Here is a 24,036-nt window from a genome sequence, read left to right on the forward strand (position 1 = left end):
CGGAAGCGGTTTGAGCCTTTCTCCGCATGGAGAAAGGCTTCTCCCCCTTTAGACCTGCGCCACCAACACATTAACGTTGGCGGGGAAAACCAAGCCTTCTAATGCGTTACCGCTGTCGGAGGTCACCAGATAATCGACCTCGGACCATTTGGCCACCAGCGTCATCGCATGCCCGCGCAGCTTATTTTCGTCGGCCAGCACGATACACTTGCGGCTCTGGGCAATCATTTTGCGCGCGATGGCCGCTTCATTGACGTTCTGATCCATCACGCCGGTCTGCAAATTGACCGCGCCGGCGCCGATGATGGCGTAGTCGGCGAAAAACGCCTCGATATTATTCAATGCGATCGCGCCCAGGCACGCCATTTTGGAGTCGATGAACTGCCCGCCGATCAGCACCACGTCAATGGAGTCATTTTCCAGACAGACGTTGGCGATAAGCGGCGAGTTGGTGATGACCGTCAGTTGATCGATCGTTGCCAACTGCCGGGCAAACTCCAGCGTGGTGGAGCCGAAATCCACGAACACCGTATCGCCCGGTTGGAGCAGCGTCGCCGCTTTCTCCGCGATGGCGCGTTTCTCGGCCTCGGCGATTTTGGCCCGTTCGTTGAATTCATGCTCGAATTTAAACTGGCTGCTCACCGCGCCGCCGTGGATCTTCTTGATCAGCCGATAGTCTTCCAGCTTGTTCAGATCGCGCCGAATGGTTTCCTGCGAAACCTGGAATTTATCCGCCAGCTCATTCACGTAAACCCGGCCGTTGGCCTGGATCAGCGCCAGAATTTCATTGCGCCTCTCCACGGAATTAGAGATATCCATTCACATTACACTCGCTGCCTTAAGTAAGGGTGACTGCTTGCGCCGAGACTCGCGGCGTCAACTGACGGAATACTACGGGTTTCAGGGCGTTAGACGCAAGCCGTTGCCATCGTTCACCCGGCGGTTTCGATGCTGATGTGCAGCGCGTCACGCTCGCCGTCGGGCGGCAAGGCGATGTTGCGCAGCAGGATCCGCCGTTCCGGCAGGCAGCGATGCGTTTTGCGGTACAGCACTTTCTCCCCCAGCCGCACCACCACCGAACCGGACACCGCCTGTTCCACGCGCATATTGATCGTGACCGTGGTGGTTTTGCCGATCAGCGCCACGTTGGCAGGCGAGGTCAGGCGGATCCGTTCGTCATGTCGCACCGGGAGGATTTGCCGCGCCGGTGGCAGCGTGCGCTGCAGCGAACGGGCAACGGCCTCGCCAACGCGCAGCCCTTCCTGATAGCACTGGTCGCCCATGTCCGCCGGATGCAGCATGTTACCGACGGCGAAATAGGCGGCGTCGGAACAGCGGCCGAACTGATCGGTCAACGGGCAGCCGCTCTCCGGCCGTTGCGCCAGGTGGCTCTGGCGGATCAGCGTATATTCCCCGGTGAAGCGGCCGGTGAAGATCAGGCTGTCGCAGGCGATGCGCTGTTTCTCCCCTTGACGGTTTTCCACCTCGATGGACTCAACCCGATCGCGGCCGGCAATATCGGTCACCCGCGAATAATAATGAATCGGCACCCCCATCAGACGCGCATAGAGCGCGCTCAGCCGCCAGGCGACGGGCCTGCCGCCGCTTTCAATCATGGCGACGGCGCGCACGCCGGCGTTGCGCAACGTCCATAGCGCGGAGAAACTGACTAGCTCGGTGCCGACCACCACCGGCGCCTTACTTGGCTGCAGCCCGCGCAGATAGACGAACTGCTGCAGCGCACCGGCGGTGAGTACGCCCTGCGGCCGTAGGCCGCTCACCAGGCGAGGATGGCGCGGCGTCTCACGCACGCCGGTCGCCAGGATCACCCGCTGCGCTTTCAAGGTGCTGACGCCGCGGCGATCCGTGATGGTCAGCTCGCCGCCCGGCTTGATGGCAAGCACCGTCACGCCGGTGCGGATTTCCACCTGCCCGGCGCGCGCCAGTATCTTATCGACATAGGTGGAGCCAAGCATCGGCCGGTAAAACGTTTGCAGCCCGAAGGTGGGGTGCCGACAGTGCCTGGGCACGCCGCCCGCTTGCTGCTCCCGCTCCAGGATCACCACATCCTCGATGCCCGCCTGCCGCAACGCGGTCGCCACCGCGATCCCGGCCGGCCCGGCGCCGACAATCGCCACCTGATACTCAGTTTTCATCAATGCTCCCTACGGCCAGCGTCTGGCCAAAACGATCGCCTACCATTTCCGCCACCCGGCTGCTGCAATAAAACCCGTTGCAGCGCCCCATCATCACGCGCGTGCGGCGCCGCAGCCCGCCGATGCACTCCGGCGGCACGGCGGAATCGAACGCCGCCTCAATCTCCCGCTGTGTCACCAGCTCACAATGGCAAACGATGCCGCCGTTATCCGGGCGCGCGTAATCGCGCAGCGCGTAGTCGGCGAGCATCGGCATCTGCGGCCAATGCACGGTTTGCGGCGGCGTCGGCGTGAAGCACGGCGTAAAATGGTCGAGGTAAAGCTGCTCCACGTATTGCGCGATGCCGAGCGCCGCCGTTAGGCCGGTGGAGCGAATGCCCGCCACGCAGATCCACTGCCGATCGGGATAGTGCTGAATGCGGTAGTGTTTCTGCTCGGTCGCCGGACGCAAGCCGGCATAGCTGGCGGTCACGCTGTAATTCGCCAGCGAGGGCAGCAGCCGGGTGCCCTGTTCGATCAGTTCGCGCATTTTGGTTTCGTCTACCGTTGCCGTTTCTCGATCCTGCTGTTCTTCGGCGGTCGGCCCCAGCAGCAGATTGCCGAAGATGGTTTTCGACAGCAGCACCCCTTTGGTGATGGCCGTCGGCACCGGCAAGATAATGGCGTTGACCTGCCCGGCGGCGGCCTTGTCGAACACCAGAAACTGCCCTTTGCGCGGGCGAATTTCAAACTCGGGCTGATGGCAGAAACTTTCTACCCGGTCGCCCTGATTGCCGGCGCAGTTGATGACGATTTTGCCGTGAAACTCGCCCCGGTTGCTGGTTAGCCGCCAACCGGCCGGCAAGCGTTCGGCGCCGGTCACCTCGGTATTGAAGCGATAGTTGCCGCCGTGTTTGACGCCCTGCGTCAGGTACGCCAGCGGTGTGCTCCAGGGATCGATCACGCTCTCTCCCGGCACCTCTACCGCCGCCAACGCGCCGGGCGCCAGCTGTGGCTCACGGCGATACAGCTCGGCGGCGTCGATCTGTGCCACGTCCAGCACGCCGTTGTCGTGCGCCTGTTGCACGATCGCGGGCAGCGCCGCCAACTGCTGCTCATCCCAGGCCACGACCAGCGCGCCAGTGTGCAACAGCGGCAGATTCATTCGTTCGCGGATGGCGATAAATTCCCGGTACCCGGCCTGCATGCAATGCAGTTCCAGGCTGCCGCTGGGCGCATCGAAACCGGTATGCAGCAGCGCGCTGTTGGCTTTGCTGGCGCCAGACAGGATATCGCCTCCCTTTTCCAACAGCAGCGTTCGGGCGCCCATCAGGCAGAATTGGCGGAATACCGCACACCCGACCACACCGCCGCCAATCACGACAATGTCCCAATCCGTTTGTTCTTCCATCATGCTGATGTCCCGTTTTGATGTGATAACCACAATAAAACCACACAATAACCGCATTTGAAATGGCAAAAACAACACAACTCCCAAAAAAAAGCCGCAGAATGCGGTGATAAGCAAAAAGTATGAGGTCGATCACGCGGGGTTATTTTATCTTGTGATTTATGTTGCTTTAATGTGTGAAATTGAAGATAGATTATTAAAACAGTCACACAACCAACACCAGGCACAATAAAAAAACAAAACCTATAAGAGAGCGAAGCAATGATGAATCAACGTTATGCCGCGATTGATCAGGGAACCACCGGCACCCGGGTCGTGGTGTTCGGCGAAGACGGCAGGCACCATTCGCCGGCCAGCATGCCGCACAAGCAGATCACCCCCAATCCGGGCTGGGTGGAACACGACGCCCTGGAGATTCTGGCGAATATCCGCCGCTGTCTCAGCCAGTGCGATATGGTGGACACCATCGGTTTAGGGCATCAGGGCGAAAGCCTGCTGGCCTGGGACGCCGACAGCGGCCTGCCGCTGTACAACGCCATCGTTTGGCAAGATCAGCGCACCGAGCCGGAGATCCAGCGCCTGAAACGCGAAGGCGTCGAACCGCTGGTGATGGCGAAAACCGGCCTGCCGCTCGATACCTACTTCTCCGCCAGCAAGATGGGCTGGCTGATGAACAACGCGCCGGGGGCTAGGCAGTTGGCGCAACGCGGCCGCCTGCGGCTCGGCACCATGGACGCTTTCTTCCTGTTCCACCTGTGCGGCCGGCATCTCACCGACTATAACTCGGCCTCGCGCACCTCGTTGTTCAACATTCATACCCTGCAGTGGGATGAGGAGCTGTGCCGTTTGTTCGGCGTGCCGATCGACAGCCTGCCCGAGGTCAGAGACAACATCGGCCACTTCGGCGACGTCGCGCTCAACGGCAAACCGGTGCCGCTGACGGCCTGCATCGTCGACCAGTTTGCCGGTACATACGGCCACGGCTGCCATCAACCGGGGCAGATGAAGATCACCTTCGGTACCGGCGCCTTTTTACAGGCGATCACCGGGCCGCGTCCGATCGATGCCGGCGAGTCCGGCCTGTTGCCCACGCTGTGCTGGAAGCTGCCCGGCAGCGAGCCGGTGTATGGCCTGGACGGCGGCGTTTATAACGCGGCCTCCGCCATTAACTGGGCGAGAAAGATAGGCCTGTTCAACGACTTCGATGAATTCGGCGATTTCCCGACCCAGCCGGCCATCGCGCGCGGCCTGGCCTTTGTACCCGCGCTCTCCGGGCTGGCCTGCCCGTACTGGGATCGCTCCGCCGCCGGGATATGGGCCGGCCTGTCGCTGGAGACCGAGCGCAAGGATCTGCTGCAGTCGATCCTCGAAGGCATCGCCATGCGTTCCGCCGAGGTGATCAACGCCATGGATAAGTTGAAACCGATCGGCGACAGCATTTCGGTGGACGGCGGTCTGTCCGCCAACCGCTATTTCACGCAGTTCCTCGCCAACCTGATCCAAAAGCGCATCGTTACACCCGCCAATAAAGAGCTCACCGCTCAGGGCGTGGCGCTATTGGCGCGTAAAGGGCTGGGCGTGGAACAGCCGCTCAAGGTGCTCAACCGCTATGAAGTGACGGAGCCCGCCGAGGTCGATATGGCGGTCTGGTTTGCCCGCTATCAGGAAATCATCGCGCGCTCGCGCGGCTTACGTTCATCGCAGGAGGAACACCATGGCTGAGTTCGGTAATTTCATCATCTATATCATCATGGCCGGCACTCTGATCGGTGCGTTGGCGTCAATCGTCAAACCGGAAGGCGAGCTGGGACGTGAGTTCGTCAACGGCATTCACGCCATCGGTCCGGTGTTTCTCGCCCAGGCGGGCATCATGGCCGCAATCCCAATCATCTCTTACCTGATCATGTACAGCATCGGCCCCTTCTTCTCGGCGCTCGGCTCCGATGCCTCGATAGCGGCGCTGGCGGTGATCGCCGTGGACATGGGCGGCTATCAGTTGGCCGACGCCATCGCCGCCAACCGCGACATGTGGATCGTCGCCATGTTGGTGGGCTACACCTCCGGCGCCAGCATCGTGTACCTGATCCCGGTCGGGCTTATCATGCTGAACCGCGACGACCATAAGTATCTTGCGCTGGGCGCGATGGCGGGCCTGATCAGCATTCCGTTCGCCGTGTTGATCGCCCTGGTGACCATCACCTTCAATAACCTGCCAGTCAGGGAGATTATCTCCACCACGTCACCTGCCGCGCACTATCTGCAGTTGGACTTTCTGCAGGCGCTGCGGCTGCTGTCCCCGCTGTTTGCCCTGTGCTTCCTGTTGGCGTTGGGGCTGAAGCTGCGACCGGCGGCGATGGTGAAAGGGTTCCTGATCTTCGGCAAGGCGGCGGACGCCTTTATCAAACTGGTGTTGGCACTGTGCATCATCGAGCATTTCACCGGCGTGTTTAAAAAGGTCTTCGGCGGCTGGGTATTCGATCCGTTATTCGCCGACAAAGACGAATTATTCCGCGCTATCGAGATCGCCGGTTACATCGGCATTATGCTGGCGGGCACATTCCCCATTTGTTATTTGTTCCAGCGCTATTGCCGTAAGCCGATGCATTTCATCGGCAGAAAACTCGGCCTGTCGGATACCGGCGCGCTGGGCTTTATTATGGTGTTGGCCAATATCATCGCGGTTTATCACCTGTTCAAGGGCATGCGTGCGCGCGATAAGGTGCTGTGCGTCGCCTTCGGCATCTGCGCGCAGGCCACGCTGGGTGATCACCTGGCATTTACCGCCAACTTCCAACCTTCGCTGGTGCTGCCGATCATGATGGGTAAATTCCTCGGCGGCATGATTGCTGTCCTGATCGCCATCAAGATCTCGGTGCCGGAAGCCGAATTGCTGGAAAAAGAACAGACGCAAAGGCAGTCGACGGCCATCGCCGCCGCTGCTCGCTGAATTTATCCCTAAGCCATAAAAAATAAACGGGGCGCCGCCTCACGGGGAAGCTGCGCCCTTTTTTCGCCCCGACCATCAATGATTGAGAGAACAAACGGTAATGAGAAAAATATTTTTAGCCTGCCCCTACAGCCACGCCGACGCCAACGTCGTGCAGCAACGCTTTATCGCGTGCAACGACGTCGCCGCCACTATCGTACGCGCCGGCAGCGCCGTTTTTAGCCAGGTCAGCATGTCGCATCCGATCAACCTGTGTTTGCAAGAGCTCGACAAAACCGCCATCGGCAAGCTGTGGGCGCCGATCGACGCCCTGTTCATGGCGGCAATGGATGAGTTGATCGTGCTTGATTTACCGGGTTGGCAAGAGAGCGGCGGCATCAAGCGCGAGATGGACTCTTTCGCCGCGCGCGGCTGCCGCGTCAGCCTGTGGTCCGAGGTCGCAGGCGAGTTCAACTGAGGCGTGCGCCCCGCCGCTTAGCGCGACGGGGCGGCGGCTTATTTGCCGTTGGCCAATTCGCCGTACACCACCTGGCCGCGGAAACCGCGCCGCACCTGCTGGAACAGCTCGCGGAACGCCGGGTAATCCTGCGCCTGGCACAGCGCTTCCTTGCCGCGAATGGCGTTCACCTGCAGGCGGTGATTGACGGTCACCTGCTGCCCGTCGCGCCGCCACGCGACGCGATAGTCGCCCGCCGCATTGCGGAACTGCCTGTCTTGCGGAATGGCGATAATCGGCACGTTGGCCGGCAGCTGCAGACGGTAGGTTTCGTCGTAGCGCTGCGCGGTGCAGTAGAACGGGGTTTCGTTGCCCGGCGCCGCCGTGGTGGTATACAGCGTGCGGAACGATTTGCCGCCGGGCGGGTTGGGCAACGTCATGCCGCCCACCACGCCGAAATCGACGTAGTCGTCCGCCTTGAAGCGGAAGCGGTAACCGAACTGCTTTTTGAGATCCAGCGGATCGCTGTTCATCGCCACCTCGCCGCTGCCGTCGATGCCGGAGGCGGACATGATCGTCGCTTCGGCCTGCGCCCGGTTCTGGCGGTTGATCTGCGAGAAGTAGCCCCGCAGGTCAATCTCTTCCACTTCGCTCAGCCGGCGCTCGGTTTGACCATGCAGATTGCCCGCCTTGTCGAACACAAAATCGACGCTCAGCGCGCTGTTGACCGGCTGCTCGTCGCTGCCCGGCGTGCGCGCCAGTTTGGCGTCGCGCGTGAGCAGCACCGGCGCCCCCAGATCGCCCTCCGGCAGTTGGCCGAACCGCGCCCAGGGATTGGTGGAGTCCAGGTACAAATTGAACTCCGGCACGTAGGTGATGGCGTGATTAAAGCGGCCGAGCAGCGGCACGTTAGGCAGTATCGGGCCTTCATCCATGCCGATCAGCACCGGCGAGCTTTCAATGCCCTTGGCGGCGAGCAGCGCCTCCAGGATCACCACGTGATCCTTACAGTCGCCATAGTGATTATCGAGAATGCTCTGCGCCGAATTCGGCTCCAGCCCGCCGTTGCCCAGGTACACCGCCACGTAGCGAATGTTTTGCGCCACCCAGCGATAGAGGGCCTCCGCCTGCTCGCGCCGATCGCTGATGCCGGCGGTGATGTTGTCCGCCAGCGCCTGAATGCCCGGCGTCACCTTCGCCGCCGCGCCGGCCTTCAGCTGGTAGGCCTTGGCCAACTGCGGCCACTCGCGGTAGGTGCTGGCCATGATGGTCGGGCTGAAGGTCCAGCTGTCCGCCGCCCAGTTTTGCGCCTTCATCGGCGCGCTGCGCGAATAATGCCAGCGCCAGTGCGCTTGGCCGTTGCGGATCTGCGGTTGGTCCCCGCCCTCGACGCCGCGCGTGAAGATATGCATCGGCAGCTTGGCCGGCGCCTGCAGGGTCACTTCGGCGTCGTCGAACTGATCGAAAACGCTGAAGGTCTCCCACAGGCCGAAATAGTCAGGGAAATACGGGGTGTTCTGCGTGCGGCGCAGTTCGTACACCACGCGCGAGCCCGGCGCCAAGTTGGAGAACACGATGACGCGCACTTTGCGGTCGGCATACAGCGGCGCCGTGGCGCTGGAGTAGCTCTCCTGGGTGTAGATGCGATCGGGCGCCACATCGTGGCGCTGGCCGTCGGCAGTCAGCGTATAAGCGGCGACCACCTCCAGCGTTTCCATTTTCTCGCTGTAGCTCAGGCGGATCTGGCTGAATTTTTCGACCGCCGCCTTGGTTTTCAGCAGCACTTCGTAGCTTTCCGTCTTCACGTTGGTGGCGTTGGCGTTAACGCGATAATCCGCACGATAGCGCACGAAGCTGAAATCGTTGTTGGCCGTATCGTTCTGGCCCTGATCCGCCGCGGCGGGCGGTGCAGCGGCCAACACGGTGGCCGGGTGCGTCGCCGTCAAACCGGCGAGTAACAGTATGGAAGGAATAGCGATTTTCATCTTCGGTCCTTGAAGGGCGTTAAGCAGCGACACCGGGCCATACGCCCGTCCCGGCGTCAAAACAGGCGGGCACACTAATATAATTGAGAATCATTTTCAATAAACGAACCGTCAACGCCGCGCTAGCCCTGCTCGATCAACATGACGGCGGTGGTCTCCGGCTCCAGCGCTTCGAAAATATGCTCGCGATCGGCGGAGTAACTGATGTAATCCCCGGCGCTCAGCACCTGCGGCTGATCCGCCGGGCCAAGGCGCGCCCGTCCACTGCTGATGATCACGTGCTCGACGGTGCCCGGCGGATGCGGCCGCGAGCATTTCGTTTCACCAGGTTGCACCCGCAGCCGGTAAATGTCGCGCTGCGCGCCCGGCGGGCAGGTGGCCAGCAGCGTGGCGGCGTAGTTGCCCTGCTCCGACAGCGCCGGCGTTCCTTCATCGGCGCGGATCACTTGCACCGGCCTGCTCGGCTGTGAAATCAGCCGGCTGACCGGCACATCCAGCGCCATCGCCAACGCCCACAGCGTTTCCAGGCTGGGATTGCCGCTGCCGGCCTCGAGCTGCGACAGCGTGGATTTGGCGATGCCTGCGCGCTTCGCCAGCTCGGTCACCGACAGATTCAATCGCTCCCGCTCACGGCGGATTGCCGCCGACAAGAGGCCGATCGGCGTGATGTTCTGCATCAGGTTATCGCTCATTGTTCATTATACCGTTCAGTTGTTCGACTTGACGAACACCGTCAACCATGTTCATCATAATGTCCGATTGTTCATTTTAATGACTAAACGGCTTCATCACAAGCACGGCCAGGCAACGAGGAAAATGACATGAAAACGAAAACGCGCGGCGCAGTGCAAATGATCCTCGCCATGACGATCTCCGGCACCGTCGGTTGGCCGGTACTCGTTTTAGGGCAGCCGCCCGCCACGGTGGTGTTTTGGCGCTGCGCGTTCGGCGCGCTGGCGATGCTGGCCACCTGCGCCGCGCTTGGGCAGTTGAAACCCGGCGCGATCAACCGGCGGCAGCTGGCTGTCGCCATCCTCGGGGGTATCGCGCTGGTGCTCAACTGGACGCTATTGTTTGCTGCCTATGCACATGCCTCGATCGCTGTCGCCACCGTGACCTACCACGTTCAGCCGTTTATGTTGGTGGCGCTGGGGGCGCTGCTGTTCGGCGAAAAACTGACGGCTAACCGGCTGGGCTGGCTTCTGCTGGCGTTCGCCGGGATGCTGTTGATCGTCACCGGCCGGCAGAGCGGTGGCGGCGAAGGCGACTATCTGCTCGGCGTGGCGCTGGCGCTGGGCGCGGCCCTGATGTACGCCCTGGCGGCGGCGATCGTCAAACAGCTGGCCGCGTTGCCGCCGCAGCTCATCGTGTTGATTCAACTGACCGTCGGCGCGCTGGCGATGGCGCCGTTCGCCGCTCTGGCCCACCTTCCCGCGAAACCGACCGACTGGCTGCTGCTGGCTACCCTCGGCCTGGTGCATACCGGGTTGATGTCCACGTTGCTCTATGGCGCGATCCAGAAAATCCCCACCGCTCTGGTCGGCGCGCTGTCGTTCATCTACCCGGCGGTGGCGATCGTGGTGGACTGGGCGGCGTTCGGGCACCGTCTCAGCCTGTTGCAGCTGCTGGGCACGCTGGCCATTCTCGGCGCGGCGGCGGGCATGAACTTCGGCTGGCGATGGGCGTCCGCCGCGCACCGGGCCGGTAAAATCGGTTAATCCCGCCCGATGGGCAAGCTATGCACAATAAGGCATTCGCCTTGTGTCCGGCGCGGTGCTATTTATTTAAACCGTGTAGGGTAGAAGGAGTTTTTCTATGTGGCATCACCGCCTGCAACGGCGCATCCGTTTCAGCTACTGGAACGAACTGTGCGTCACAAAAAAATAAGGGAAGGCGCAAGCCTTCCCTTTTGTCATTCACCGTTCAGCTCAGAAGCGATCGGTTTTCACCACCTCGTCGAACGGCAGTTTGCCGATGCGCGGATAAGGCTGCCCCGCCGCCTTGCCGATGGCGACCATCAGCGCGATCTGATAGTGAGCCGGTTTGTTGATAATCTCGCCCACCGCGTCGAAATCAAACCCGTCCATCGGGCAAGAGTCGTAACCCTGCGCCTTGGCCGCCAGCATCAGCGTCTGGGCGAAGATGCCGCTGCTGCGCATCACCTCGTCGCGCTGCACCTGCGGCTTACCACGATAATACTGATCGACGGCCGGGATCATGAACTGCTGTACCGGCTCCGCCGCCTCGGCCCAAACGGTTTTTACCTGTGACTCCCAGCTCGACAGATCGCCGCACAGCACGACCAGCATCGATGCGTCGGTCACCTGCGCCTGCCCCCACGCCGCTTCGCGAATTTTCTCGCGCTGTGCGCGATCTTCGATCAGCAGCGGGCGCCAGTGCTGCAGGTTAAACGCGCTGGGTGCGCCCTGCAGCGCAATGTTCAACAGCGCTTTTTTTTCTTCGAGCGTCATCACGTGCTGCGTATCAAACTGCTTGGTGGCGCGGCGTTGGCGGATCGCGTCTAACGTATTCATTTTACTGCCTCTGTCCATGTTAAAAGTTCTATTGTCGTCAACGCGGCGCGGCTGTCCAGCCCCCGGCGGCTATTTCTGCGCGGTTTCGGCGCGCAAGCGGCCGACCTGCGCCGCCAAGTCCGGCCACGGCGCCTGACCGGCATAGTGCTGCCGCAGGTAGTTGAGCAGGATGGCGATCTGCGCGTCATCCAGGTTATGGCGGAAGCCCGGCATATAGCCCAGCTCGGCGTTCGCCGGCCGCTGTATGCCATCGAGCACCACGCGAATGGCGTTGTCCGGCGCCTCGGCGAACAGGTTGGTGTTCAGCGCCAGTGACGGCCGCACTCCCGCCATCTGCGCGCCTTTTTCCTGCGCATGGCACGCCATGCAGGCGCCGGAAAACAACCGCGCCCCTTCCGAACTCAGAGGCTCCACCTGCCGTTCCGCCTGAGCGTTTAACGTTGCCGCCGTAGCGCCCGCCACCGTTTCAGGATGATAGCTGCGCAGATAGACGGCGATCGCCTGCAGATCGGCCTGCGGCAAGCGCGACAGCCCTTCTTCGATCACCGGCGCCATCGGGCCGGCGGCGACGCCGTGGTTGGCCGAGTAGCCGGTGCGCATAAACTCGACCAGATCCTGCTGCGTCCAATCGAGCGGCGCGGGCGAGTGGCCGGTCAACGCCGGCGCCGTCCATCCCTCCGCCACGCCGCCGGCCAAATGATCGCCACCGGTTTTTTCGCCGAACAGCACGTTGCGCGGCGAATGGCAGGCGCTGCAGTGCCCCAGCCCTTCGACCAGGTACGCGCCGCGGTTCCAGTCGGCGCTCTGGGCCGCCTCGTCCTGCATCGCGCCCGGCGTCAGGAACAGCAGGTTCCAGGCAAAGATGCCCTGGCGAATATTGAACGGAAAGTGCAAATCGGTGGCCGGTGGCCGGTACTTGACCGGCGGCTGTGACATCAGGTAGGCGTACAGCGCCTGCAGATCGTCGTCGCGGGTGCGGGTAAAGGCGGTATAGGGAAACGCCGGATAGAGATAGCGGCCCTGGCGATCGACGCCGTGGCGCATGGCGCGCTCGAACGCCGCGTAGCTCCAGCTGCCGATGCCGGTTTCCACATCCGGCGTGATGTTGGTGGTGTAAATGGTGCCGAAGGGGATTTCCATCGCCAGCCCGCCGGTGTTGCGCTCGCCGCCCGCACGGGTGTGGCACACGGCGCAGTCGCCGAGATCGGCTAACGTTTTGCCGCGCGCGATCTGCGCCTCGCTGAAACTGTGGGTCGCATCGGCGGCGAGCGGCGCGATTTCCGGCTGCCAACTGGCGACCACGCCGGCGATCACAACGGCGATCACCGTAACGCCGCCCCACCCGACGATTTTTTTCATCTTACTCATCTTTGCTGTCCTTGTTCGTTACGGGGGGCTAATGGCCGGCCTGAGCGCGCAGCGCAGCGAGCACCCGCGCCGGTGTGAACGGCACCTCGCGCAGGCGCACGCCGAGGGCGTCAAACAGCGCGTTGCCGATCGCCGCCGCACTCGGCACCGAGGCGGACTCTCCTGCGCCCATCGGCGCTTCGTCCGGGCGGTCGATCAGTTGGATATCGATCTGCGGCAATTCGTCAAAGCGCAGGATCGGATAGCCGCCCCAGTCCAATGACGTCACGCCCGACGCGTTGAAGGTCACAAACTCTTTCAGCACCCTGCTGGCGGATTGGATAATGTTGCCGTGCACCTGATGGCGCACCCCGGCCGGATTGATCATCCGGCCGCAATCATGCGCCACGAAGATTTTATTGAGCGTGATCTGCCCAGAAAGGCGATTGACGCTGAGATCGCACACCCAGGCCGCCCAGGCGGCGCCGAAGCCGGGGAATTTGCTGTGGAAATAGCGCGCATAGGCGAAACCGCGGCCGCTCACCACTTCGGCCCCGGCGGCGCGCGAGCGGTGCGCCGGGCCGTCTTGCCAGTTAGCCTGGCGCTTCAGGGCCTCAATCAAGGCCACCGCGCGCGGATCGTTCAGGTAACGCAGGCGAAACGCGATCGGGTCCTCGCCGGCGCGCCAGGCCAGCTCGTCGATCCAGGATTCATGGGCGAACACGTTGGGCAGCGCCGAAACGCCGCGCATCCACGACGCCCGCACGATCGGCGCGGCGTCCTGACAGATCACCCGCATGTGCGGATACGCGTATTGCGGAATGGCGGTGCGATCGCCCATCTGTTGCACGTCGGCCCGGTTGGCCACCTTGCCGGTCAACACCAGCGGCAAGGTCACCGCATTGTTGGAGGGATAGCTGGTTTTCAGCTCGTAGGCCGCCACCCGATTTTGCGCGTCGAGGCCGCCGCGCACCCGGATCAGCTGACCGGTGCCCTTCGGCTCCCAGCCGGACTCCTGTTCGCGCATCAACTGCACCCGCACCGGGCGGCCGGTCGCCCGCGCCAACAGCGCCGCGTCCGCCGAGACGTCGTCGGCGCAGTTGCGGCCATAGCAGCCGGAGGCTTCCATGCGGGTGATGTGCACCTGCTCAGACGGCAACTCGAGCAGCGTGGCGATGTCTTTGCGCAGATCGTGCGGGTTTTGCGTGCCGGACCACACCTGCGCCCGCCCGTCTTTAACCTCCGCCACCGCGCAGGAAGGGCCGATCGAGGCGTGCTGATGGTAGGGCCAGACATAATCCGCCCGCACTTCAGTATGCAGCGCAGCCAGCGCGGCATCCGTGCCCGCATCGTCGCGCAGCACGCGATCGGTTTTCGGGTTGGCCTCCAGCGCAGCGGGCAGCGCTTCCGGCGACAGATCCGGCAAGCCGGCCCAGGGTTTCCACTCGGTTTTCAGCCGACGCATGGCGGCGATCGCCTGCTCTTCGCGCTCGGCCACGATGCCGATGAAATCGTTGATCACCACCAGTTTCACGATGCCCGGCAGGTGCGCGATCGAACGTTCATCCACCGACAACAGGCCGCCGCCCAGCGGGGCGCTGCTGTCGGCGCCTACGTAAGGCGGCCGCACCACCCGGCCATGCAGCATGCCGGGCAAACGCAGATCGTGCACGTAGGTCAGCCCACCGCTCACTTTGGCCGGAATGTCGACTCGGGCAACGGCGCGGCCGACGTAGCGATTCTGCTGTTCACCGTTCAGCGGCACGTTTTTATCCAGCGCCACGTGCAGATTCTGCCCGCTCGCCAGCTGCGCATAGCTCAAGGAACGCCCCGGGTGCTTGGTCACAAACACCTGTCCCGCCGCCGCCGTCAGCTGGTCGGCCGGCAGCTCGAAGGCTTTGGCCGCCAGCGCCGTCAGCATATGTCGCACCTGCGCCGCCGCCTGGCGCAGCGGCACCGACGTGACCTGGATGGTGGCGCTGGCGATGGTCGGCCCCTGATCCGGCGTGCGTTGCGTATCGCCCAGGATCATCGTGACGTGCTCGAACGGCACGCAAATTTCGTCGGCGACGATCTGCGCCAGCGCGGTGCGAATGCCGGTGCCGAGATCGACGTGGCCATTGAAGGCCGTCACCCGGCCGTCGGCGGTGAGGCTGATAAAGCTGTCTACCCTGTCCAGTGGCAGATCGGCAGGCGCTACAACCGCCTCGGCGGCGAAGGCGTTAAACGGCGCGGGCAGCAGACTGCTGACCATTACCACACCGCCGGCTTGCAACAATTGTCGGCGGGTCAGTTCGAGGCGGCTCATGCTTGCCTCCGCGCAGCCAGCAGATCGCGGGCGCGCTCGGCGGCGCGCAAGATCTCAAGGTGGGTGCCGCAGCGGCACAGGTTGTAGGCCAGCTCTTTCTTGATTGTCTGTTCATCTGCATCCGGCTCGCGTTCGAACAACGCGACCAGCGTCATGATCATGCCGTTGGCGCAGTAACCGCACTGCGCCGCCTGCTCATCGATAAACCCTTGCTGCACCGGGTGCGGCGTTTCCGCTGTTCCCAGGCCTTCCAGCGTGGTGACGGACTTGCTTCCTACCGCGGCCAGCGGCATTGAGCAGGAGCGAGCGGCGACGCCGTCGATAAGCACCGTGCAGGCGCCGCACTCCCCCAGGCCGCAGCCGTATTTGGGGCCATTCAAGTGCAGATCGTTGCGTAAAACGTACAACAGCGGGGTCTCGGGCGAGATATCGCCGAGTGGAACCACCCGGCCATTAACATTGATTTCCATGGTGAAACTATCCCTTAAACAAACGGATTTAATCCGTAACATCACTGCGGCGAATAATTGAGCAGCATGCTAATAATTATCATCAAAAGACTTGATGATGTTAAGGGAATGTAGCCGCCATGGCTTTAACGAAAAGTGGGTATTTTCTATAAATTTCCGATAGATAAGCGCGATTTTATGATTGCCGCCCGTGATTATTGTCGATTGCCAGTCCGGCCTCGGCGCCATCGACCAACAGCCGCACGCTGGCTTCGAACAGCGCGTCTGCGCCCTTATCCTGCAAAGTGTCCCAGCCTTCGCACAGCAGCGGGTAACGCTGGCGATCGGCGTCATTCAGCGTATCGTCCGGCTGCATTTGCTGCTCTTCCAGCACCCAGCCTACGACGAAGCGCCCGACGGCGAACAGCACATTCACCGCGCGTTCAGGCGTCAAGCCCGCCCGGCACAGCAGCGCCACCTTGGCCTCGATAATGGCGAATTGCGACTCCTGCGGCCGGGTGCCGGCGTGCAGACGCGCGCCGTCGCGGTAAGCCAGCAGAGCCCGACGAAAGTTGCCGGCATTGGTGACAACCCAATCCTGCCAGGGCATATCGGCGGGCAGCTCTTCACGGTGATCCAACATGATGGTTTCCGCCATCGCTTTCAACAGCTCGGCTTTGTTCTTGAAATGCCAATAGAGCGTGGGTGATTGCACGCCGAGGTGTTGCGCCAGGCGGCGGGTGCTCAGCGCATCGATGCCGATCTCATTCAGCAGCGCCAGCGCCCCGCGCAGGACGGTTTCACGCGTTAAACGCATCGCAGTATTTTTTTCGCTCATCTCTCTATCACTGATAGGGTAACTGTGGAATACTCAATACTCTATCACTGTTAGAGTCGCAATTTTGAAAAAACCTATGTGGGTTATTTTGTTGACGGTGTTGCTGGATGCGGTGGGCATCGGTCTGATCATGCCGATCCTGCCGGCGCTGTTGCGCTCGCTGGGCGGTCTTGAGGCCGGCAGCCTGCACTACGGCGCCCTGCTGGCGGCCTATGCGTTGATGCAATTCCTGTTTTCACCGATCCTCGGCGCGTTGAGCGATCGCTTCGGCCGGCGGCCGGTGCTGTTGATTTCACTCGCCGGCGCGGCGGCCGACTACCTGCTGATGGCGTTCGCGCCGACGCTGGCCTGGCTCTATCTGGGCCGATTGCTGGCGGGCATCACCGGCGCCAACATGGCGGTCGCCACCGCTTACGTTACCGATATTACTCCTGCCGGCCAGCGCGCGCGGCGTTTTGGCCTGGTGGGCGCGGTGTTCGGCGTCGGCTTTATCGTCGGCCCGCTGCTCGGTGGCTCGCTGGGCGAATGGCATCTGCATGCGCCCTTCCTGGCGGCGGCGGCGATGAATGCCCTCAACCTGATCATGGCGTTTTTCCTGCTGCCGGAATCGCGCAAACCCCGTGCCCGCGCCGCCGAGAAAATCCGCCTCAATCCCTTTTCGTCATTGCGACGGCTGCACGGCAAACCGGGCCTGCTGCCGCTGGCCGGCATTTACCTGATCATGGCGCTGGTTTCACAGGCGCCGGCCACGCTATGGATTTTATACGGTCAGGATCGTTTCGGCTGGAGCATGATGGTGGCGGGCCTGTCGCTGGCCGGTTACGGCACCTGCCACGCGCTGTCGCAGGCCTTCGCCATCGGCCCGCTGGTCGCACGGCTCGGCGAACGCAAGGCGCTGCTGATCGGCCTGGCGGCCGACGCGCTGGGTCTGGTGCTGTTATCGATCGCCACGCGCGGCTGGGCGCCCTTTGCGCTGCTGCCGTTCTTCGCCGCGGGCGGCATGGCGCTGCCGGCGCTGCAGGCGTTGATGGCGCACAAGGTGGACGATGACCATCAGGGCGAGCTGCAAGGGACGCTGGCCAGCATGGGCAGCCTGATCGGCGTCGCGGGGCCGCTGGTGGCGACGGCGCTGTATGCCGCCACGCGCGATGTCTGGCCCGGCCTGGTCTGGGCGTTGGCCGCCGCCCTGTATCTGCTGGTGCCGCTGTTGCTGGGGCGTTCGCGCGAGCGTGACGCGGCATAGCGTCATGCCCCCCTCTCCCGCTTAAGCTCATTTATGGCTAAACAAGGCATTATTCAGCATAAGCGGGCGCTTTACACGCCACTGCGCCGCTCATTATCATCGCCCTTATCCCGCCGCAGGAAAATTTAAATGCCGTTTCATGGCGTTACGCCCAGCGCGTCATCGCTATCGTTCACTTGCCTATCGGAAAATCAGGATGAGAAAACTCACAACGCCGCTGATCGCCGCCCTGCTGCTCGGCCTGTTTAGCCTGCCGGCCGGCGCGCAAGAGAAACCGCAGCAAATCACCATCGGTTACCAGAAAGCCAACATTTTTGCGCTGCTGAAATACCGCGGCACGCTGGAAAAAGCCCTTGAGCCGCAGGGCGTCAAGGTTCGCTGGATAGAATTCCCCGCCGGCCCGCAGATGCTGGAAGGATTGAACGTCGGCAGCATCGATCTGGCGGCGACCGGCGACGCCCCGCCGGCCTTCGCGCAAGCCGCCAAGGCCGATCTGGTTTATTTGGCGCATTCGCCGCCCAGCCCGAAAACCGAAGCCATCGTGGTGCCGCAGGATTCGCCGATCCGCTCCGTGGCCGATTTGAAAGGCAAACGCGTGGCGTTGAACAAAGGATCTGACGTCAATTACCTGCTGGTGAGCGCGCTGGAACAGGCCGGCTTGAGCTACAAGGACATCACGCCGGTCTATCTGCCGCCGAGCGATGCCCGCGCCGCCTTCCAGCGCGGCAGCGTCGACGCCTGGGTGATTTGGGATCCCTACTACGCCGAGGTGGAAACCCGTGCCAACGCCCGCCTGCTGAAAGACGCGGAAGGCCTGGTGCCGCACTACACCTTCTATCTCGCCAGCCGCCGCTTTGCCGAAACGTACCCGGACAGCGCCAAACAGGTGATTCAACAGCTCAGCGCGCTGAGCGACTGGGCCAACGGGCATCCACAGGAAGCGGCGGCGATCCTCGCTCAGAGCACAGGCCTGGATCAGGCCATTTGGGCCAGAGCCATCGCTCGCATGCCGTTCGGCAGCCAGCGCATGTCGCCGGAGGTGTTCAGGCAGCAACAACAGTTGGCGGATAAATTCACCGCCATCGGGCTGCTGCCGGTTAAGGTGGATGTCAACGCCGCCCGGTGGTCAGAAGATAAACCCGAGGCGCCATAGCTTTTGCCGCGCGTTGGCTTTAGAAAGCAGAAACCGGCATTTTGCCGCCGGCATCAGTTGGCCTATGCTAACCCTGTGTGATGAAACGCGTTTTCATGGCATGTCTTCCGGAACGTTTTTGCTTTAATTTGTTCGTCGTGAACCCTGGGCCGCCCCTGACTGGTGCGGCTTTTCTTTTTGTTCGGCAGTGCCGGCAGCGGCGAATTTTGCTATGGTACCCCGCAGATAAATGTCCCGTTTTCAGCCGCCGGATCGACTCATGTTTACCCATAAAGCAATCGCCGAGCTCAACGCCCTGGAGCTGATGGTTTATAACTACGTCAGCAAACACAAAAATCAAGTGATGTACATGACCATCCGCGAGCTGGCCGAGGCCGCCGGCGTGTCCACCACCACCGTGCTGCGATTTTGCAAAAAAATGGGTTGTGACGGTTATTCAGAATTTCGCATCCGTTTCAAACTGTATCTGGAGCAAACCGATGCGCCGCCGGTCGATTCCGGCATCGGCGAAATTCTCAGTTTTTTTAAAAGCGTCAGCAACGACGAATTTAATCAGTTACTCGATGAAGCGGCGCACCATATCGCCGCCGCCGAGCGGATTATTTTCGTCGGCATCAGCACCTCTGGCGCCTTGGGGAAATATGGCGCGCGTTTCTTTTCCAACGTCGGGAAATTCAGCACCCATATCGACGATCCTTATTATCCCGTCAACAGCGATATGTATAAAAACGCGGTGGCGATCATGTTGTCGGTCTCCGGCGAGACCGAAGAGATCCTGCGACTGGCGAGCCAGTTCAGCCTGCACCACTGCAAGATCATCAGCATCACCAACAACGAAACCTCTTCGCTGGCGCGGCTGGCGGACTTTAATCTCTCCTACCACGTGCCGCAGCATTTGATCGGCGGGCATCACAATATCACCACGCAGATCCCCGTGCTTTACATTATTGAAACCATCGGCAAACGGCTTGGGCATATTAATTCGGAAAAATAAAACAGGCTGTTTTTTTATTGTGACAAATCACTTTGTACGGCGATTTGTTATATCGTGACATTTCTTTCGGTCTTGTTACTCTATTGGCAATGCAAACGTTATTATCCTTCATTAAATAAGATGAGACATTGACGATGAAACAGTTGCCGAAAGATTTTCTGTGGGGAGGCGCGGTCGCCGCGCACCAGGTTGAAGGCGGTTGGGATCGGGGCGGCAAAGGGCCAAGCATCGCCGACGTGCTGTCCGGCGGTTCGCACGGCGTCGATCGCGTGATGACCGACGGCGTGCTCGACGGCTACCGTTACCCCAACCATGAAGCGGTGGATTTCTACGGCCGCTACAAGCAGGACGTGGCGCTGTTCGCCGAGATGGGTTTCAAATGCTTCCGCACTTCGATCGCCTGGACGCGCATCTTCCCGAACGGCGACGAAGCAACGCCAAACGAGGCCGGCCTGCAGTTTTACGACGATCTGTTCGACGAGTTGCTGAAATACGGCATCCAGCCGGTGATCACCCTGTCGCACTTCGAAATGCCTTACCATTTGGTGAAAGCCTACGGCGGCTGGAAAAATCGACGGGTGGTGGAGTTCTTCGTGCGCTTTAGCGAAGTGGTGATGCGCCGCTACCGCGAGAAGGTGAAGTACTGGATGACCTTCAACGAAATCAACAACCAGAGCAACTACCGCTACCCGCTGTTCGGCTACTGCTGTTCCGGCGTGGACTACACCCAGGAAGACAACCCTGAGCAGGCGCTGTACCAGGTGTTGCACCACCAGTTCGTCGCCAGCGCGCAGGTGGTCAAACTCGGTCATCAGATCAACCCGGAATTCAAGATCGGCTGCATGCTGGCCTGCGTGCCGTTTTACCCTTACTCCTGCAAGCCGGACGACGTGATGTACGCCGTGGAAGCGATGCACCAGCGCTATCTGTACACCGACGTGCAAATGCGCGGCTACTATCCCAGCTACCTGCTGCGCGATTGGGAACGCAAAGGGCTGAAGATCGAGATGCAGCCGCAGGACGCGCAGATCCTGCGCGAGGGCTGCACCGACTACATCGGCTTCAGCTACTACATGAGCAACGCGCTGCAGGCCAACGCGGTGGAAGGCAGCGACGGCATGTTCGGCTTCCCGGGCAATGTGCCGAACCCGTACGTCAAGGCCTCCGACTGGGGCTGGCAGATCGATCCGGTCGGGCTGCGCTATTCGCTGAACGTGTTGTATGAACGCTACCAGAAGCCGCTGTTTATCGTGGAGAACGGCTTCGGCGCCTTCGATAAGGTGGAAGCGGACGGCCAGATCAACGATGACTATCGCATCGACTATCTGCGCGCCCATATCGAAGAGATGAAGAAAGCGGTGATTGAAGACGGCGTAGATCTGATCGGCTACACGCCGTGGGGCTGCATCGACTGCGTGTCGTTCACCACCGGTGAGTACAGCAAACGCTACGGGTTCATTTACGTCGACAAACACGACGACGGCACCGGCACGCTCGAACGTTCGCGCAAGAAAAGCTTCGACTGGTATCGCCGGGTGATCGCCAGCAACGGCGAACAGCTGTAACCGCACGACAGACAATCAGGGGCGATTTTCGCCCCTTTTTACTGCGCCTTACTCCGCCGCCTGCCCGGCGGCGAGATACTTCGCCATTTCCGCCGCCGGCACCATGCCGCCGCCGGTCGCCCACACCAGATGCGTCGCCTGCGCCAGACTCTCGGCGCTGATGCCTTGCTCGCTGAGCGCCCTGGCATGGGCTGCAACGCGCCACGGCCCGGCCATGCCCGCCAACGCGGATGGCTCCAGTTGGAGATGCTCGTGCCGGTCCAACAACCCGAGCAGCGCAAACATCTCTTCATCGCTCAGCGTGTAAAACGCGCTCAGTAGGCGCTCCATCGCCCGGCCGACAAAGCCGGAGGCGCGCCCCACCGCCAACCCGTCCGCCGCCGTGCGGTTGTCGATGCCGAGATCTTGCACCGCAATGCCGTCATGCAACCCGCTGTAGACGCCGAGCAGCATGCAGGGGGAATGGGTCGGTTCGGCGAAAATGCAGTGAACGTGATCGCCGAACGCCAGCTTGAGGCCAAAGGCCACACCGCCCGGCCCACCGCCGACGCCGCACGGCAGATACACGAACAGCGGATGCTGCGCGTCCACCACAATGCCCTGTTCGGCAAACTGCCGCTTCAGACGGCCGCCCGCCACCGCGTAGCCGAGGAACAGGGTTTGTGAATTTTCATCGTCGATAAAGAAGCAATTCGGATCGTTCGCCGCCCGTTGGCGCCCTTGTTCGACCGCCACGCCGTAATCGTCGGCGTATTCCACCACCGTCACGCCATTGTCGCGCAGCTTCTGTTTTTTCCACTCTCGCGCATCCGCCGACATGTGCACGCTGACGTCAAACCCCAGCCGGGCGCTGATGATGCCGATCGATAATCCCAGATTGCCGGTCGAGCCGACGGCGATGCGGTACTGGCTGAAGAACTGACGAAACGCGTCGGAAAACAGTCGGGCGTAGTCGTCGCCGATCTGTAGCAGCCCCGCCTCCAGCGCCAGTTTCTCCGCATGCGTCAGCACCTCATAGATGCCGCCGCGCGCCTTGATTGAGCCGGAAATCGGCAGATGGCTGTCCTTTTTCAACAGCAGGCGCCCGCCCAACGACTGCCCATAGCGCCGATCCAACGCCTGCTGCATGGCGGGGATCGCCACCAGCTCGGATTCGATGATCCCCTTTGTGGGTTGGGTTTCCGGGAAGGCCGCGGCGAGATAAGGCGCGAATCGCGCCAGGCGCTGCTCCGCGTCGGCGACGTCGGCAGCGGTCAGCCCGACGTGGGGCAGCCCTGCGGCCAACGTTGTCGCGCGTGGATTGAACCAGGTGATCGGCTCTAGCGCGACCATGCGTTGCAACAGCGGATGCTGGGCGACCCACGATAGGATCTGTGATTTCTGCATAAGTGTCCCTGACTGATGTTGGCGTTGCCGTCACCTTGCCGCGAACGCCGACGGCTGACAAATGATAAATTCTGAGCTTGAGGTGCAATAGATTGATGCAAACGCGGCGTTAGCCGGCCGTCACGCCAAACAGCAGGCCGACGCCGGAAGAAACTGCCATCGCCAGTGCGCTCCAGATGAGAATGCGCGCCACGCCCGGCAAGATCGGCGCCCCGCCGGTTTTCGCGGCGATGCCGCCGAGAACGCCGAGGGAAATCAGCGCCGAGGCCACCAGCGCCGGCCGCGTCCAGGCGACCGGTGCCCACAGCGCCACCAGCAGCGGCAGCAGCGCGCCGAGGGAGAAACTCAAAGCCGATGCCAACGCGGCCTGCAGCGGCCGGGCGCGGGTGGCGGAGGAAATGCCCAGCTCGTCGCGCGCGTGCGCCTCCAGCGCATCATGCGCCATCAGCTTTTCCGCCACCTGCCGGGCCAGCGCCGGATCCAGACCGCGATGCACGTAGATTGACGTCAGTTCGCGAAACTCCCCCGGGTAGTCTTCAAGCAGCTCCGCCTGCTCTTCCGCCAGCGCGGCCTTTTCGGTATCCGCTTGCGACGAGACCGACACATACTCGCCGGTGGCCATCGACATTGCGCCGGCCACCCACCCGGCGACGCCGGCGATCATCAGCGCGGAATGCGAGGCGCTGGCCGCCGCGACGCCCAGCAGCAGGCTGGCCGTTGAAACGATGCCGTCGTTGGCGCCGAGCACCGCCGCCCGCAGCCAGCCGATGCGTTCGATACTGTGCCGTTCTCGATGCATCCTTTCTCTCCCTCGTTCTCTTTCCGCTAGCCCCGCGCCGCCGCTTCCAACCCGGCGATGTCGATTTTGCCCATCAGCAGCATCGCTTCCGTGACCCGCCGCACACGAGCGGCGTCCGGATCGTTCATCAACTCCGTCAGGCGCCGCGGCACGATCTGCCAGCACAGCCCCCAGCGATCGCGCAGCCAGCCGCACTGCTCCGCCTCGCCGCCCTCGCTCAAGGCATCCCATAGCCGGTCGACTTCCGCCTGATCGTCACATTCCACCATCACGGAGAAGCTGTGGTTAAACGGATCCAGCGGCCCGGCTTCGATCGCCGCGTAGCGCTGGTCGCCCAGCGTGAAGGAAGCCAGCTTCACGCTGCCGGCCGGGCCGCTCGGCGTATCCGCCGGCAGGTCGGAAAACCAGTTCACGGACGAACCGGGGATCAGCGCGACATAGCAATTCAGCGCCGCTTCCATGTCCTTTTCAAACCACAGATGTTGCGTAATTCTGGCCATTTGCGC

At 62.0% G+C, this 24,036-nt stretch carries 21 protein-coding genes; 8 read left to right on the forward strand and 13 right to left on the reverse strand.

Annotated elements, in window-relative coordinates; translation table 11 throughout:
• Positions 1-48: 48 nt before the first annotated feature.
• The 3 genes from J0F90_RS12435 to J0F90_RS12445 form a co-directional block, all read right to left on the reverse strand.
• On the reverse strand, positions 49-819 hold the full coding sequence (locus tag J0F90_RS12435; protein ID WP_033640255.1) for a DeoR/GlpR family DNA-binding transcription regulator: 771 nt from the start codon (positions 817-819) through the stop codon (positions 49-51).
• A gap of 113 nt (positions 820-932) precedes the next feature.
• Positions 933-2,156 carry an NAD(P)/FAD-dependent oxidoreductase gene (locus J0F90_RS12440; protein ID WP_033640252.1) on the reverse strand — a complete coding sequence of 408 codons (1,224 nt, stop codon included), beginning with the start codon at positions 2,154-2,156 and terminating at the stop codon, positions 933-935.
• Positions 2,146-3,549: an NAD(P)/FAD-dependent oxidoreductase gene (locus J0F90_RS12445; protein ID WP_033640249.1), complete on the reverse strand. Its 1,404-nt coding sequence runs from the start codon at positions 3,547-3,549 to the stop codon at positions 2,146-2,148. Before J0F90_RS12445 ends, J0F90_RS12440 begins: the two co-directional genes overlap by 11 nt.
• Before the next feature lie 258 nt (positions 3,550-3,807).
• Here J0F90_RS12445 and J0F90_RS12450 point away from each other — a divergent pair, with 258 nt between their 5' ends.
• The 3 genes from J0F90_RS12450 to J0F90_RS12460 all read left to right on the forward strand — a co-directional run bounded on the left by J0F90_RS12450 (position 3,808) and on the right by J0F90_RS12460 (position 6,950).
• On the forward strand, positions 3,808-5,268 hold the full coding sequence (locus tag J0F90_RS12450; RefSeq protein WP_033640247.1) for an FGGY-family carbohydrate kinase: 1,461 nt from the start codon (positions 3,808-3,810) through the stop codon (positions 5,266-5,268).
• Positions 5,261-6,493 carry an ethanolamine utilization protein EutH gene (gene eutH / locus J0F90_RS12455; RefSeq protein WP_033640245.1) on the forward strand — a complete coding sequence of 411 codons (1,233 nt, stop codon included), beginning with the start codon at positions 5,261-5,263 and terminating at the stop codon, positions 6,491-6,493. Before J0F90_RS12450 ends, eutH begins: the two co-directional genes overlap by 8 nt.
• Before the next feature lie 100 nt (positions 6,494-6,593).
• Positions 6,594-6,950, forward strand: coding sequence for a DUF1937 family protein (locus tag J0F90_RS12460; protein ID WP_033640244.1), 357 nt, complete (start codon positions 6,594-6,596; stop codon positions 6,948-6,950).
• Positions 6,951-6,988: 38 nt separating this feature from the next.
• On the opposite strand, the gene J0F90_RS12465 is transcribed toward J0F90_RS12460, so the two are convergent.
• Both J0F90_RS12465 and J0F90_RS12470 read right to left on the reverse strand, forming a co-directional pair.
• A complete protein-coding gene (locus tag J0F90_RS12465; protein WP_033640243.1) occupies positions 6,989-8,914 on the reverse strand; it encodes a DUF3857 domain-containing protein in 1,926 nt (641 codons plus the stop codon).
• A 122-nt stretch (positions 8,915-9,036) separates the two neighbouring features.
• Positions 9,037-9,606 carry a helix-turn-helix domain-containing protein gene (locus tag J0F90_RS12470; RefSeq protein WP_033640241.1) on the reverse strand — a complete coding sequence of 190 codons (570 nt, stop codon included), beginning with the start codon at positions 9,604-9,606 and terminating at the stop codon, positions 9,037-9,039.
• A gap of 129 nt (positions 9,607-9,735) precedes the next feature.
• Between J0F90_RS12470 and J0F90_RS12475 the strand changes: the two genes are divergently transcribed.
• Complete coding sequence (locus J0F90_RS12475) at positions 9,736-10,632, forward strand: DMT family transporter (protein ID WP_033640239.1); 897 nt, start codon at positions 9,736-9,738, stop codon at positions 10,630-10,632.
• 210 nt (positions 10,633-10,842) lie between these two features.
• Here the strand turns inward: J0F90_RS12475 and J0F90_RS12480 are convergent, their stop codons facing one another.
• The 5 genes from J0F90_RS12480 to tetR form a co-directional block, all read right to left on the reverse strand.
• A complete protein-coding gene (locus tag J0F90_RS12480) occupies positions 10,843-11,448 on the reverse strand; it encodes a nitroreductase family protein (protein ID WP_033640238.1) in 606 nt (201 codons plus the stop codon).
• A 69-nt stretch (positions 11,449-11,517) separates the two neighbouring features.
• Positions 11,518-12,816, reverse strand: coding sequence for a c-type cytochrome (locus tag J0F90_RS12485; protein WP_033640237.1), 1,299 nt, complete (start codon positions 12,814-12,816; stop codon positions 11,518-11,520).
• A 28-nt stretch (positions 12,817-12,844) separates the two neighbouring features.
• Positions 12,845-15,103, reverse strand: coding sequence for a xanthine dehydrogenase family protein molybdopterin-binding subunit (locus J0F90_RS12490; RefSeq protein ID WP_033640235.1), 2,259 nt, complete (start codon positions 15,101-15,103; stop codon positions 12,845-12,847).
• Positions 15,100-15,573 carry a (2Fe-2S)-binding protein gene (locus tag J0F90_RS12495; RefSeq protein ID WP_033640233.1) on the reverse strand — a complete coding sequence of 158 codons (474 nt, stop codon included), beginning with the start codon at positions 15,571-15,573 and terminating at the stop codon, positions 15,100-15,102. Before J0F90_RS12495 ends, J0F90_RS12490 begins: the two co-directional genes overlap by 4 nt.
• A 175-nt stretch (positions 15,574-15,748) precedes the next feature.
• The gene (gene tetR, locus J0F90_RS12500; protein ID WP_033640232.1) at positions 15,749-16,390 is read right to left on the reverse strand and encodes a tetracycline resistance transcriptional repressor TetR; all 642 of its coding nucleotides are present in this window, start codon (positions 16,388-16,390) and stop codon (positions 15,749-15,751) included.
• Positions 16,391-16,466: 76 nt separating this feature from the next.
• Here tetR and tet(41) point away from each other — a divergent pair, with 76 nt between their 5' ends.
• The 4 genes from tet(41) to J0F90_RS12520 all read left to right on the forward strand — a co-directional run bounded on the left by tet(41) (position 16,467) and on the right by J0F90_RS12520 (position 21,345).
• On the forward strand, positions 16,467-17,633 hold the full coding sequence (gene tet(41) / locus J0F90_RS12505; RefSeq protein WP_033640231.1) for a tetracycline efflux MFS transporter Tet(41): 1,167 nt from the start codon (positions 16,467-16,469) through the stop codon (positions 17,631-17,633).
• A 196-nt stretch (positions 17,634-17,829) separates the two neighbouring features.
• Positions 17,830-18,786 (forward strand): sulfonate ABC transporter substrate-binding protein, encoded by a 957-nt coding sequence (locus J0F90_RS12510; protein WP_033640230.1) that lies wholly within the window; start codon positions 17,830-17,832, stop codon positions 18,784-18,786.
• Between the two features lie 259 nt (positions 18,787-19,045).
• Entirely contained in the window at positions 19,046-19,780 is a 735-nt protein-coding gene (locus tag J0F90_RS12515; RefSeq protein ID WP_016927659.1) for a MurR/RpiR family transcriptional regulator, read from the forward strand.
• 128 nt (positions 19,781-19,908) lie between these two features.
• Entirely contained in the window at positions 19,909-21,345 is a 1,437-nt protein-coding gene (locus J0F90_RS12520; RefSeq protein ID WP_089184643.1) for a 6-phospho-beta-glucosidase, read from the forward strand.
• A gap of 48 nt (positions 21,346-21,393) precedes the next feature.
• Here the strand turns inward: J0F90_RS12520 and J0F90_RS12525 are convergent, their stop codons facing one another.
• The 3 genes from J0F90_RS12525 to J0F90_RS12535 all read right to left on the reverse strand — a co-directional run bounded on the left by J0F90_RS12525 (position 21,394) and on the right by J0F90_RS12535 (position 24,030).
• A complete protein-coding gene (locus J0F90_RS12525; RefSeq protein ID WP_033640228.1) occupies positions 21,394-22,731 on the reverse strand; it encodes a D-serine ammonia-lyase in 1,338 nt (445 codons plus the stop codon).
• Positions 22,732-22,840: 109 nt separating this feature from the next.
• Positions 22,841-23,530, reverse strand: coding sequence for a VIT1/CCC1 transporter family protein (locus J0F90_RS12530; RefSeq protein ID WP_033640227.1), 690 nt, complete (start codon positions 23,528-23,530; stop codon positions 22,841-22,843).
• A gap of 26 nt (positions 23,531-23,556) precedes the next feature.
• Positions 23,557-24,030, reverse strand: coding sequence for a VOC family protein (locus J0F90_RS12535; RefSeq protein WP_015377932.1), 474 nt, complete (start codon positions 24,028-24,030; stop codon positions 23,557-23,559).
• Between the last annotated feature and the right edge of the window lie 6 nt (positions 24,031-24,036).

It is taken from the genome of Serratia marcescens subsp. marcescens ATCC 13880, assembly GCF_017299535.1.
Taxonomy (GTDB): domain Bacteria; phylum Pseudomonadota; class Gammaproteobacteria; order Enterobacterales; family Enterobacteriaceae; genus Serratia; species Serratia marcescens.